Source organism: Saezia sanguinis (assembly GCF_003991585.1).
GTDB lineage: Bacteria > Pseudomonadota > Gammaproteobacteria > Burkholderiales > Burkholderiaceae_C > Saezia > Saezia sanguinis.
Map to the genome: position 1 here is coordinate 877,679 of NZ_PQSP01000001.1, position 13,155 is coordinate 890,833.

The window sequence follows — 13,155 nt, forward strand, 5'->3', positions numbered from 1 at the left end:
AATTTTTCCTCACAGACTCCAAAGCACTTGAATCGCCCACCCTGAGCAGCCAATCAGCCATACCAGCGTAAACACGTGTAAAAACAATCGCAAACCTACCGGTTTGATATAGTCCATGAAAACATCACGGACCCCCACCCAGACGTGGTAGAGCAAAGCCAGAATGGTAAGCAGCGTTAAAATTTTCATCCACTGCGGCGTAAATACGGCAACCCAGCCTTCATAACCCAAAGCGCCGGAAGTGCAGATCACACGCAACGCCAGCACCACAATGAACAACGCCATCAAAACAGCGGTAACACGCTGTGCCAGCCAGTCTTTCAAGCCGTAATGCGCACCGACCACCAGCCGTTTAGAACCATATGTTGTAGACATTTTTTCGACTCCTGATCAATGCTTAATACAAGCCAAACAATTTGGCACCCAGCCCAGCCGTAAGCAGCAACGACACAATCAGCGAAATGATTGCGGTTGACTTACCCTGCTCTTTGCTGACGTTGTGATGCACGTCGGCCATCACATGGCGCAAACCGGCACACAGGTGGTGCATCAAGGCCCAGATCAATCCCAGGCACACCAGCTTGACAAACCAGCCCGGCACAAAAGCGCAGCCGTTATCAATGAAGTTGGTAAATACCGCATAAGTTTCTTTACTGCGCAAACTGGCATCAAACATCCATATCACAAACGGCAACAGGATGAACATGATCACCCCGGTAATACGATGAAGAATGGAAACCCATGCCGCAATCGGCATGCGATAACTCAAGATGTCACCCAGTCCGATGTTTCGGATCTCTGGGCGCTTTTTTGCTTGATCTTGCATAACAAGGCGCCTTCTTTATTAAAGTAAATATCATGGGAGGAACAATAGATAACACCAGGAATTGTAGTTCAAGGGTTTGCCCGCAAAGCACAAAACCCCCATATGATGCTATCGTGATTTTCGGGGATCAGTGTCAAATTTCGTTTTCTTAGTCTGTGTTGTCTCCATCAACTTTTATTACATCAGCAAAACAAATACTGCGTTTTAATTCAACTCGTTACGGTAATAATAATCTTCAGTACGGTAAAAGCCGCGCCGGTACTCCACCGGCACATCTCCGTACGTATACGATGTGCGCAAAACCTGCAACAAAGGCAAACCTTCATCAACCTGTAGCAATGCTGCCACATCTTTGGTGGCAGCAATTGCCGAGATCTGTTCCGTAGCGCGGATCATGCGCACACCATACTCTGATTCAAACAGTGCATACATCGGCCCGCGGTATTTGGATAAACGTTGCGCGGTCAATGTCTCAAACAATTTATAGGGCAGCCAGATCTCATCCAGCACCACCGGTGCCTGGTCTGAACTCAGCACACGCCGGATCTCCAGCACCTGCTTATCGCCTTTCAACTGCAGCACAGATGCCACGTTGGCCGGTGCTTTCAAGCTCTGGCAGTCAATGAAACGCCGATGCAATGGGCGCACCTCACCATTGTTGGGCTGCAAACGTAAAAAACGATACTGAATTTTTTCTTCGTGGTGGGTCGCAACAAACGTTCCCTTACCCTGTTTGCGCACCAGCAAATTCTCTGCCGACAATTCGTCAATTGCTTTGCGGACTGTCCCCTGGCTCACCCCGAAACGCGCAGCCAGTTCAATTTCGCTGGGAATAACCTCGCCTGGTTTCCATTCGGCAGAACGCAAACTCGCAATAATCAAGTTCTTGATCTGGCGGTATAAAGGACTGTAAGATGGCGTAGCAGCCTCTTCTGTTTTTGCAGTCGCAGATGGTTTTGTATTTTCAGGCATGGTCATCGTTGTGATACAAACATATGTCCTGGCAATCATAACAAGATGTTTGATTCTTTATATCTTACATAAGATATAAGACTATTGACGACGTGCCACCCCTTTTCTGGACTCTTCCACTATGATATCGATCATTTTCTGATGTACAACTCTCCCCATTGGAACGACAATGTACTGTTCGACACACAGGAAATCATAGACTAAGCGTTTATAAACGCCTAAATACAAAAACTGATATGGAGTCATCAATGAACAAAAAACCCGTTCGCGTTGCCGTCACTGGTGCCGCAGGTCAAATTGGCTATTCGCTGTTATTCAGAATTGCATCCGGTGAAATGCTTGGCAAAGACCAGCCCGTCATTCTGCAACTGCTTGAAATTCCTAATGAAAAAGCACAGCAAGCGCTTAAAGGCGTCATGATGGAACTGGAAGACTGCGCCTTCCCGCTGCTCGCAGGTATGGAAGCCCACAGCGACCCGATGACCGCATTCAAAGACATCGACTATGCTTTGCTGGTTGGTGCCCGTCCGCGCGGCCCTGGTATGGAGCGCAAAGACCTGCTGTCTGCCAACGCCCAAATCTTTACCGAGCAGGGCAAGGCGCTGAATGCCGTTGCAAGCCGTCGCGTTAAAGTCCTGGTGGTCGGCAACCCGGCCAACACCAATGCGTATATTGCCATGAAGTCAGCGCCCGACCTGCCGGCGAAAAACTTCACAGCCATGCTGCGCCTGGACCATAACCGCGCACTGGCTCAGTTGTCTACCAAACTGAAAAAACCCGTTACCGCATTTGAAAAACTGTGCGTATGGGGCAACCATTCCCCAACCATGTATGCGGACTATCGTTTTGCCACAGCAGACGGCCAAAGCGTTAAAGACGCCATCAACGATCAGGAATGGAACAAAAACGTGTTCCTGCCCACCGTTGGCAAACGTGGTGCCGCCATCATTGAAGCACGCGGCCTGTCATCAGCCGCATCGGCTGCTAATGCGGCCATTGAGCACATGCGCGACTGGGCACTGGGCTCCAATGGCGCCTGGGTGACCATGGGTGTGCCTTCCAATGGTGAATACGGTATTCCAAAAGAAGTCGTTTTCGGCTTCCCGGTTACCACCAGCAACGGTGAATACAAAATCGTGGAAGGACTGGAAATCGATGAATTCTCTAAAGAACGTATCGCCCTGACACTCAAAGAGTTGCAGGAAGAACAGGATGGCGTGAAGGGCCTGTTGAAATAATTGGCATCGCCCCATTATTTCAGCAGCAGTTAACACACATCTGCTGTATCGCATGAAAGGCCGTTTTTAAACGGCCTTTTTTCATGGCAATAAGCATCAGCATCCCGCGCTGAATTCATTCATACCCCACCTTTGCATTGCTTCATACCTGTTTTGCAACAAAGCATGTTTCAGAGCAAAATCCAGATTTTTGGCATTCCACTGAACTGCCAACACACCCTAGTCTGGATACAATACGTGCCATACACACCGAACCACATACAGAACTCATGAATACACTCTTGCCACAAGATGCCCTGTTTGACGGCAATGCAGAGCCATGGACCAGCCTGCCTGTCTGCGACCACTATGCCGGTATCGAAAAACGCATGATCAAAAGCCTTGAAATGCAGGCAGAAATGGGCCCCGTTTTTGATGTCACGCTGGATGCAGAAGATGGCGCGCCAATTGGGGGAGAAAACGACCATATTGAATTAATCGCCTCCATCATCAATTCCGAGGCCAATCTTTACAACCGTGTCGGTGCCCGCGTACACCCCGTTACACACCCGGCTTTTGAAAATGATGTGCGCATGTTGTTTAAACACGGCATTTCCCGCCTGGCTTATCTCATGCTGCCCAAAGCCAGAAATCTGGATGACGTACGCAACGCCATTGCGTTTATCAGCCGCTGCGCTGATGAAGCCAATGCACCGCTGCCCCCATTGCATGCACTGATCGAAACCCATGGCGCGTTGCACGACGTCTGGTCAATCGCCGGCCTGGCGCAGATACAGTCACTTTCATTTGGCCTGATGGACTTTGTCTCTGCACACGGCGGAGCCATACCTGCCCAGGGAATGGGTGCCCAGGGGCAGTTTACACACCCTCTGGTGGTACGCGCCAAGCTTGAGATTGCAGCTTCTTGTCACGCCCACGGCAAAACACCATCACACAGCGTCATTACCGAGTTTAATAATGCTGACATTGTCTTTGCAGCAGCACGCAAAGCCTGCCAGCAGTTCGGCTACACCCGCATGTGGAGCATTCACCCCAGCCAGATCCGGCCCATCGTTGATGCGTTTAAGCCCGATCTGGTCGAAATCAATGACGCATGCCAGATTTTGATGCTGGCTTACCAGAACAACTGGGCCCCAATCCGTTACAAATCTGAAGGGCAGGACAGCCTGCATGACCGTGCCAGCTATCGCTACTACTGGCATATTTTGCGCCGCGCCAAACAAACAGGCTGCACCCTGCCGCAAGAGGTCGAACACCTGTTTTTTGAGCACCAATAACGCACGTCAGCACAGCCGCATATCCTGGCAGCATTTCAAAAATTTCCTCAATTTCACAAGTGCGCTTCCAGGGGAAACAAAGAGGCCTTTGATCCTGAGTTTCTGCCGGGTCATACCATTGGTGTTATATTACGCATGAACTCTCAGGGCATTTGCGGGCTGATCGATCCCGTGAAACCGCCCCAAATAATTCGCCTGCGTATGCCAACGCTGCGACTGGATGGACCTTTTTCATGTCTTTGAAAGAAAATGACAAAATCTACTGAATCATCTGAAACACGGATCATTAAAAAATACGCCAACCGGCGACTGTACGATACCCAGACAGGCAGCCACCTGACACTGAGCGACATCAGGCACCTGGTCGCGGAAGATGCGCAGTTCCAAATCGTTGACGCCAAAACCGGCGAAGATCTGACACGCAGCGTTTTACTGCAAATCATCAAAGAAGCCGAGAGCGAAGGCAACCCGATTCTCTCGGATGACTCACTTCGCGCCATTATCCGTTTCTACGGCCCGCTGCAAAGCATGATGGGCGGATACCTGGAAAAAAGCATCCAGTCGATGATGGAAATTCACACCCAGGCCAACGCGCAATCGTCCAAGGCATGGGAAACATTTCTGCACAACCAGATTCCGGCCATGCAAAATGTCATGAACCAGTACATGGAGCAAGCCAAGCAGCTTTACCTGAGCTCGCAAAACATGTTTGGCCTGTTCTCAGGCACACCGAATGCCGATGCCCCCAAAGAAACCAGCACAACCAAAGGCAGCGACACTGGCAACGAGAAGTAACCATCCGCATTCACTGAATCAGGCATAAAAAAGGGTTCTCTGTAGAGAACCCTTTTTACTGCAGTAAACCGTATCTTCCATGTAGCACATTCAGCGCTGCCAGATCAGGACTCCCTTATCTTATGGAAGATATCTTGCTTAACTTACTGCATTATTTTTTGCTGGTAGCTTTGGTTGCAGCAGTGGTAGCCTGAGCAGCAGCAGAAGCAGCAGCAGAAATACCGCCTTCTACCAGTTCAGAAGCCTGTTTAACAGTCTTCTGAGCGTTTTCATACAGTGTGTTAGCTGCATCAACAGCAGTTTTCCAAGCAGCAATCACGGGTTCTGAACCGCCAGGAGCGTTCTTGGCAACAGACTCAACGATTTCATGCAGGTCTTCTGTACCTTTTTTCAACTGGCTTTCGGCCAGCTTAGCAATTTCAGCCTGTGTTTTAGACAGAACGTCATACACTTCACGGTTGATTTCCAGCAGAGCGCCAGATTGTGCAGGAGCCTGAGCCAGAGCACTTTGGAATTCGGCAAAAGATTGGGGATCACGCACGTTCAATGCTTTTTGGAAAGTTTTGATGCTTTCGCTGGTGGCTGAACGCAGAGCTTTCAACTGCAGCTGAGACAGCTTTTCAACGCTGTCAAACACTTTGTCTGTCAGTTTTTGCAGTGTATCCAGGTTGCTCTTTTGTGCAGCCTGAAATTTTTCAGTATCAAATGCGGCCATGTTTGTATCTCCTAAATATAAAAAATCGATCAAAGAATGAAATCAGCAATTAGCAATTCCTGCGAGCAGCAATCCATCAAACAGCAGGACCTAGAACTGAATTGTGATGGAATTTTACATCAAATGCAAGAATTTTTTTGCGTTGCACAAAAAAATGTAATGAAAGCAGTGCGGACTTCCCCCAAATGAGGCTATACTTCGGATAAAACCCTATAGAATCATAAAGGAAAATTGTAACTATACGGTTTTTCTGAATTTGACCCAATTCCCATAAGAACAGGAGATTGTCGTGAGTGAAGAAACATTTTTTGCTAAGCAAAAAGAGCTGGCAATGTCATTTGAGAAACTCGGACGCAGCCTTCAAGAACTCACTGATATTCAATCTGACCACGGTTTTGCAGCGATACAACGTAAACAAGAAGCCGCATTAGCCCCTTTTTCATCAGGGCTTTTCAACAAAGTCCCCTCTTTCAAAGACTGGAGCGACTACCTGGTTGACTTCAGCCAGCGCATGGTTTTGTATTGGGACACCTTGCGTCAACGTGCAGACAACATGATCGCCGATGAACAAAACGGCTACCCATGGGTTTTGAAATTCGATTACGAAATCTTGGTTGACGGCAAGGATCTGCCCGACCCGGTCAACTACTGCCTGCTCAGAATACTGCCCGACCCCGGACAAAAGATTGACAACACCCGCCAGCCGATTGTGATCGTCGATCCGCGTGGCGGACACGGCTCGGGTATTGGCGGGTTTAAAAAATCCTCTGAAATCGGTGAAAGCCTGCGCGCCGGGCATCCCACCTATTTCATTGCCTTTCGCAATGCGCCAGAGCCTGGTCAAACGATCATCACGGCAGGCAAAGCACAGGCATATTTCCTGGAACAAGTCATTGCTCGCCATCCGAAAAGCCCCAAACCCGTCATCATCGGGAATTGCCAGGCCGGCTGGGCCGTCATGGGGTTGGCCGCCTCCCGGCCAGACCTGGAAAGCCTGGTCATTATCAACGGTGCGCCACTGTCCTACTGGGCAGGTGTTAAAGGGCAAAACCCGATGCGCTATGCTGCAGGCCTGATGGGCGGCGCATGGATGACACGTTTTGGCAGCGATATTGGCAACGGTATTTTCGATGGCGCCTGGCTGGTGATTAACTTTGAAAACCTGAATCCCGCCAACACCTGGTGGAGCAAAGATTACAACCTGTTTTCCAAGGTCGATACCGAGGCCCCCCGCTATCTGGATTTTGAGCGCTGGTGGTGTGCCCCCACCTTATTCAACAGTGAAGAAATCGAGTCCATTGTTGATGAACTGTTTATTGGTAACCGCCTGACAGGCGGCGTATCGGGCCGCGCCGGCTCTCCGCTGAACCTGCGCAATATCAAATGCCCGGTCGTGGTGTTCTGCTCCTCCGGTGACAACATCACACCGCCCCAGCAGGCACTCAACTGGGTGGTCGACTTATACCCCAATGACATGCTGTTGCGTGCCTCAGGCCGTACCATTGTTTACCTGAAACACGCCAGTGTCGGGCACTTGGGCATATTTGTCTCGGGACGGGTTGCCGAGCGCGAACACCGCGAGCTCATCAATGCCATTGACAGCATCAAAGCACTGCCGCCCGGTTTGTTTGAACTGGTCATTGACGATGTGCAGCAGTCCGACGGCAAAGAGAAAATTTACCAGGTACATTATGAAAAACGCAGCATCAAAGACCTGATCAGTGCTGACCAGGACGGCCGCACCGACGAAGCCGAGTTTGAACTGGTCGACCGTTTGTCAGAAATCAACTCAACGCTTTATGACTGGTGTGTACGCCCCTGGCTCTCGAACTCCGTCAATGAGCTTTCAGCCCGCCTGTTCAGAGAGTTTTTCTACTTCCGCTCCAACAGAAGAATGTGGAGCAGCACCAACCCTGCATTGTGGTGGCTGCCCGGTATGGCACAACAGGTCAAGGCCAGCAGAGCCCCTGCCCACCCTGACAACCCCCTGCTGGGCTGGCAGGAGGCCACATCCGACAATATTGAGGCCAGCCTTGATGCCTACCGTGCCACACGCGACTCTTTTGTCGAAACCATTTTCCACCTGATGTACGGTACGCTCAACGCCATTACCGGCGAAGGCACTGCGGCACAGAAAAGCCCGATTGATGTTGAGGCTGTCAGCCATGATCTGGTTGAAAAACTGGAAGGGCTTCTGACACAGGGCGGCACACGCGAAGCCGTCATTCGGATCATCCTTTTGCTCACCCAGTCCAAAGACAAACTGGACCAACGGTTTTTAGATGCGGCAGTCAACTTCTGCCGCCAACAAGGAGAGAGCGTATCACCACAGGAGTGGGATATGCTGCGCGAAACCATCAAGGTCCAGAACCTGCTGGTCTTCACATATCCCAAAGACAGCCTGAAAACACTGCCGGCCCTGCTGCGTACCAAAGCAGATCGTCAGGACGTGATTGCTTTCATAAAAGCCAGCGCTCAGTTTTTCCCGGCTGATTCTGTGGATAAAATGCGCCCCATGTGGCAAAAAATTCTGGAAGTTCTGGAACTGCCTGTCTCTCGTACCGAAAAACTGGCCCAAACATCAGACACGCCGAAGCCGGTCGCAACTAATCCCAATCGCGCTCCTGCAACAGCCTCTGAAAAGAAAACGGCTGTTCCCCAGCAAACCTCTTTTCTGCCCGCAGCAACTGAGGTCGTAAAACCCAAAGCGCCCGCTACCGCAGCACCTGCTAAAGCAACACCTCCGGCTAAAGCGGCTGCGACACCTGCTGCGGCAAAACCCTCGCAGCCTAAAGTCAAGCCTGTTGCCAAAAAAGCGGCTCAACCCAAAGCGGTGGTCGCCTCCAAAGCCAAAACTCCGGTTAAGGCTGCGGCAAAATCTGCTGCAAAACCTGTGGCAGCATCTGTTGCAGGCAAAAAAAATGCATCAACACCCAAGCGCACCGAGTCTCCCAAACTGCCCGTAAAGGCAGTACCCCAAAAACAGACTCTGCGCACCCCACAAAAAACAACACGCAAGAAAGGTTAATACCATAGAAAACCATCAAAGATCTGATGCACTTTGGCAGGCTACGGCAGCATTTCATCCCGGCCTAAAACACAGGGTTATCTGTCATACACCTGCCACTAAGAAGGTCTACAATGGTTTCGATAAATATTAAATTGACAGGGCAAACATTCAAAATCGATTTTTGAGTGTTATTACGCATACATATTTGTATGAAACATGATAAACATGTAAATTTTTGAGCCGGCAATGAAAACACTGACCCCCCTTCTGGTAACTTGACTGAGTCAAATTTGACAATTGCCTGTTGGATTGCTTTGGTGTTCTTATTAATCCGTTAAACTTTATTTTTTACCCGTTGGAGGAACTTATGACAACAAAACGTATTGCACTGGTTACCGGAGGCATGGGCGGAATCGGAACTGTGATTTGCCAGTATCTGCATAAACAAGGACATACTGTCATTGCAGCACATACACCCAATGCCAGCAATCAGCAGGAATGGCTGAGTGAACAGAAAAAACTGGGGTTCAACTTTGAAAGCGTCGGTTTTGACGTTGCCGACTGGGACTCTGTTTCAGCAGCGCTTAAAGAAGTACAGGAACGCGTTGGCACCATTGATATTCTGGTCAACAATGCAGGTATCACACGCGACGGCATGATGAAAAAAATGCCGGTTGAAAACTGGGATGCCGTGATCAAAACCAACCTGAGCAGCATGTTCTACGCCAGCAAATGCGTGGTTGACGCCATGCTTGCCAAAGGCTGGGGCCGTATCATCAATATTTCTTCGGTGAATGGTCAGCGTGGTCAGTTTGGCCAATCCAACTACTCTGCTGCCAAAGCCGGCGTACACGGCTTTACCATGGCAATGGCTCGCGAAGTTGCCGCCAAAGGCATTACGGTTAACACCGTGTCCCCAGGCTACATTGAAACACCGATGACCGCCATGATGAAACCTGAAGTGCTGCAACAGATCACTTCAGGCATTCCTATCGGCCGTCTGGGCAAACCTGAGGAAATTGCTTCCATCGTGGCCTGGCTGGCTTCTGATGAAGCGGCTTACTGCATTGGCGGAGATTTCAGCGTCAACGGCGGCCTGAATATGCAATAACGCCTTTTGGTACCTGAACCCCGCCTGTGTTCCCTATTAAAAATGCAGGTGGTGTTCTGGCTGGCAACATCAAATCAACAACCAACCGATACCCCCAGGCGTGTTTAAAAACGCAATTGGAGAATAACAAATGACAGCAAAGCAAGAAGAAAAGGCTTTCACAGACTTCTGGTCTGTGCAGACACCTTTTACAGCCATATCCACCATTGAAAGCCTCAAACTGTGGATCGGTTCCAATCCATGGTTTTCACACTGCGATACATCCACATGGTTTGATGTGGATACCCAGCAGTTAGACAAACTCCAGCTTGAATACCAGGCACAGTGGTTCAAACTGTGCAGCAAGCTGATGACACGCGAGGCTTTCACTTTTGATGACGCCCGCTTCAAAGCCAAAGAATGGTCAGACCCGATGTATGGTGCTGTTGCTGCGTTGTATCTGATGAACTGCACCTTTCTCCAAGAAACCGTTAAGCTGCTGAAAATTGATGACCCTAAAGCACAACGCCGGCTCGATTATCTGCTGGAGCAGACACTGGCCGCCGCAGCACCCAGCAACTTTCTGTTCACCAACCCGGAAGCTATTGACAAAATGGTCCAGACACAGGGTGCCAGCCTTTTTTCAGGCATGCTGCACTGGATGGACGACGTCAAGGCCGGCGTATTGCGCCAGTCCGACAAAGACGACTTCCAAGTTGGCGTTGATCTGGCCGTAACGCCCGGAACCGTTATCTTCCAAAATGAGATGCTGCAACTGATTCAGTACGCACCATCCACCGATACCCAGTACAAAATTCCTCTGCTGGTCGTGCCACCGTGCATCAACAAATACTACATCATGGACCTGCGTCCCAAGAACTCCCTGATTAAATACATGGTTGAGCAGGGACATCAGGTCTTTTTGATCTCATGGCGCAACATGGATATTTCCATGGCAGAAACCTCATGGGATGACTACCTGCAAAAAGGTGTTATTGCGGCCATGAGTGTGGTGCGCTCAATCTCTGGCGTACACGATATCAACACCCTCGGTTTCTGCGTGGGCGGCACACTGCTGACGCAAGCCCTGGCCGTGCTTGCAGCCCGTGGCGATACACCTCCCAACAGCTTGACGCTGCTCACCAGCTTCCTGGACTTTATGGACACCGGCCCGATTGACGTTTATGTTGACGAGCAGACCGTTAACTACCACGAAGTCACTGTTGGCGGAAAAGCCGGCCATTACGGCATCTTCCGTGGTGAAGACATGGCCAATACATTTTCCATCCTGCGCCCCAACGAATTGTGGTGGAACTATAACGTTGACAAATACCTCAAGGGTGAAAAACCCCGCGCATTTGACATCCTGTTCTGGAACAACGACAGCAGCAACCTGCCCGGCAAAATGTACTCCTACTATTTACGCCACGGCTATCTGCAAAACGACTTCAAATCAGGCGAAATGCAGATGTGCGGCGTCACCATGGATTACCACAACGTCACCGCACCGGCTTACATCTACGCCTCACGCAAAGACCATATCGTGCCGTGGGAAAGCGCCTATGCCTCCACAGCTATCCTACCTGGGCAAAAACGTTTTGTATTAGGCGCATCGGGCCACATTGCAGGCGTTATCAACCCGCCGGCTGACAACAAGCGCTCCTACTGGACCAACGACAAGCTGGTCAAAAAAGCGCAGGACTGGATCAACAAGGCTACAGAGCATACAGGTAGCTGGTGGCCTGACTGGGCCCAATGGCAGGCCCAATACGGCGGTGAAAAAATTCCTGCCGTTACCAAGGCCGGAAGCCCTGCATTCCCACCCATTGAACCGGCTCCTGGAAGTTATGTGATGCGGTCTGCAACATAAATTTGCTACGCTGCATCAGCTACTAAAAAGCCACCGCTCCCGGTGGCTTTTTTTATGAAAAATGCTTGCCCACCGATAAATGCAACGCCGTTGCAGGAAATATTACCGCACACTCCGCTTTTTCCATCATGGTTACCCTGTATATGATGCAAATTAAACCATTTCATAGCATAATCAGACCACATGATCCGTTTTAACTGTATCAGCAGGCTTGCTTGGCCTACTGGTATGCCGGCAACCTAATTCATTGTTTTCAAAGCATTTTTCTATGCCAAAATCCATACGTACTTTGACCCTTGCCTGCCTTGGCGCTATTGCCCTGAGCGGATGCCAGTTCCTGGCTGATATCATTCCTGCCGCCCCCCGTACCGACGGACCGGCACCAGCAACCGGCACAGCGCCGGAAACCATCACTTTTTACAGTGCAGATAACCCACCATGGGCTCGCCTGCATGTAGGCAAAATGGCATGCGCTGAAGGCGTCTCGTTCAACATCAGCCGGGCTGATGCCAACAACGAACTGGACCTGAACTGGAAAGGCCGGCAATACACGCTGCGCCGCGTACAGACCTCTTCCGGCGCGTTCCGTTATGAGGACCCGGCATCAGGTATGGTATTGATTCAGATCCCGGCCAAGTCTTTATTGCTGGACGCTAAAATCGGCCAGCGTCTGGCTGATGAGTGCAACCCCGGATAATTGCACCTCTTCTGGTCTGCACAAAACATGAAAAAAGCACTTCCATCATGCGGAAGTGTTTTTTTTATTCATACATCCTGCCCAGCTCCAGCAAACGTCCTATGAAAAACCAACCGGTGTCCTTTTCTGTGCCCTCTTCTTCCTCTTCCCAGTCGCTCATGCATTCAATGCCGCAACTCAGGTTACTGAACGGATCAAAGTTGTACCACCAGTTGCCGGTTTCAGACTCAATGCCGTAATAACGGTCTTCATTCTGAAGTTGTTTGTCCTGCATTTTATGCAGTTCTGCTATCTGAAATTTCAAAACAGCCAGACTGTATGCCATACCGGCAACCGGATCAGAACCGCTTGCGGATATCTGCTCCACATCAGGGCTTTCGGCCAAATCCAGCCACGCGTCATCAAAACATGCGGACTCGGACGTAATCGCCTGTTTCAACACCTCCAGCACCAATTGTCGTGACGCCTGCTGCCTGACATATTGTTCTTTGCCATCAGTCAGAATTTTATAAAGCGCCAATAAATACGTTTTCAAATCTCTGCTTTGCAGATCATTTTCCAAACTTCCAATTTCATCCGCAAAATCATCCAGCGTCATGGCATACCTCAGTCAGTTTTTAGCATTATAGGTATACCTGCCAATCGGCAGTTTCATGAGCCTCATA

Annotated in this window: 12 protein-coding genes; 7 read left to right on the forward strand and 5 right to left on the reverse strand. The window is 50.0% G+C overall.

Annotated features, from left to right (window positions below; genetic code table 11):
- Positions 1–9 precede the first annotated feature (9 nt).
- From sdhD to CUZ56_RS03995, 3 genes are all read right to left on the reverse strand, one after another.
- Positions 10–375: a succinate dehydrogenase, hydrophobic membrane anchor protein gene (sdhD, locus tag CUZ56_RS03985; protein WP_126978397.1), complete on the reverse strand. Its 366-nt coding sequence runs from the start codon at positions 373–375 to the stop codon at positions 10–12.
- 22 nt (positions 376–397) lie between these two features.
- Entirely contained in the window at positions 398–826 is a 429-nt protein-coding gene (gene sdhC / locus CUZ56_RS03990; RefSeq protein ID WP_126978399.1) for a succinate dehydrogenase, cytochrome b556 subunit, read from the reverse strand.
- A gap of 204 nt (positions 827–1,030) precedes the next feature.
- Complete coding sequence (locus tag CUZ56_RS03995; RefSeq protein WP_239442005.1) at positions 1,031–1,798, reverse strand: GntR family transcriptional regulator; 768 nt, start codon at positions 1,796–1,798, stop codon at positions 1,031–1,033.
- Positions 1,799–2,046: 248 nt separating this feature from the next.
- Here CUZ56_RS03995 and CUZ56_RS04000 point away from each other — a divergent pair, with 248 nt between their 5' ends.
- The 3 genes from CUZ56_RS04000 to phaR all read left to right on the forward strand — a co-directional run bounded on the left by CUZ56_RS04000 (position 2,047) and on the right by phaR (position 5,108).
- Positions 2,047–3,036, forward strand: a complete 990-nt coding sequence (locus CUZ56_RS04000; RefSeq protein ID WP_126978401.1) for a malate dehydrogenase — start codon at positions 2,047–2,049, stop codon at positions 3,034–3,036.
- Between the two features lie 269 nt (positions 3,037–3,305).
- Complete coding sequence (locus CUZ56_RS04005) at positions 3,306–4,313, forward strand: HpcH/HpaI aldolase/citrate lyase family protein (protein ID WP_126978403.1); 1,008 nt, start codon at positions 3,306–3,308, stop codon at positions 4,311–4,313.
- Between the two features lie 249 nt (positions 4,314–4,562).
- Positions 4,563–5,108 (forward strand): polyhydroxyalkanoate synthesis repressor PhaR, encoded by a 546-nt coding sequence (gene phaR, locus CUZ56_RS04010; RefSeq protein WP_126978405.1) that lies wholly within the window; start codon positions 4,563–4,565, stop codon positions 5,106–5,108.
- A 151-nt stretch (positions 5,109–5,259) separates the two neighbouring features.
- Here phaR and CUZ56_RS04015 read toward each other — a convergent pair whose 3' ends face one another.
- The gene (locus CUZ56_RS04015; RefSeq protein WP_126978407.1) at positions 5,260–5,823 is read right to left on the reverse strand and encodes a phasin family protein; all 564 of its coding nucleotides are present in this window, start codon (positions 5,821–5,823) and stop codon (positions 5,260–5,262) included.
- Between the two features lie 289 nt (positions 5,824–6,112).
- Here CUZ56_RS04015 and CUZ56_RS04020 point away from each other — a divergent pair, with 289 nt between their 5' ends.
- From CUZ56_RS04020 to CUZ56_RS04035, 4 genes are all read left to right on the forward strand, one after another.
- The gene (locus CUZ56_RS04020) at positions 6,113–8,851 is read left to right on the forward strand and encodes a DUF3141 domain-containing protein (protein WP_126978409.1); all 2,739 of its coding nucleotides are present in this window, start codon (positions 6,113–6,115) and stop codon (positions 8,849–8,851) included.
- A gap of 349 nt (positions 8,852–9,200) precedes the next feature.
- Positions 9,201–9,944, forward strand: a complete 744-nt coding sequence (gene phbB, locus CUZ56_RS04025) for an acetoacetyl-CoA reductase (protein ID WP_126978411.1) — start codon at positions 9,201–9,203, stop codon at positions 9,942–9,944.
- Positions 9,945–10,074: 130 nt separating this feature from the next.
- Entirely contained in the window at positions 10,075–11,793 is a 1,719-nt protein-coding gene (phaC, locus tag CUZ56_RS04030) for a class I poly(R)-hydroxyalkanoic acid synthase (RefSeq protein WP_126978413.1), read from the forward strand.
- 268 nt (positions 11,794–12,061) lie between these two features.
- Complete coding sequence (locus CUZ56_RS04035) at positions 12,062–12,490, forward strand: hypothetical protein (protein WP_126978415.1); 429 nt, start codon at positions 12,062–12,064, stop codon at positions 12,488–12,490.
- A gap of 64 nt (positions 12,491–12,554) precedes the next feature.
- Here CUZ56_RS04035 and CUZ56_RS04040 read toward each other — a convergent pair whose 3' ends face one another.
- On the reverse strand, positions 12,555–13,088 hold the full coding sequence (locus CUZ56_RS04040; RefSeq protein WP_126978417.1) for a hypothetical protein: 534 nt from the start codon (positions 13,086–13,088) through the stop codon (positions 12,555–12,557).
- Positions 13,089–13,155 lie beyond the last annotated feature (67 nt).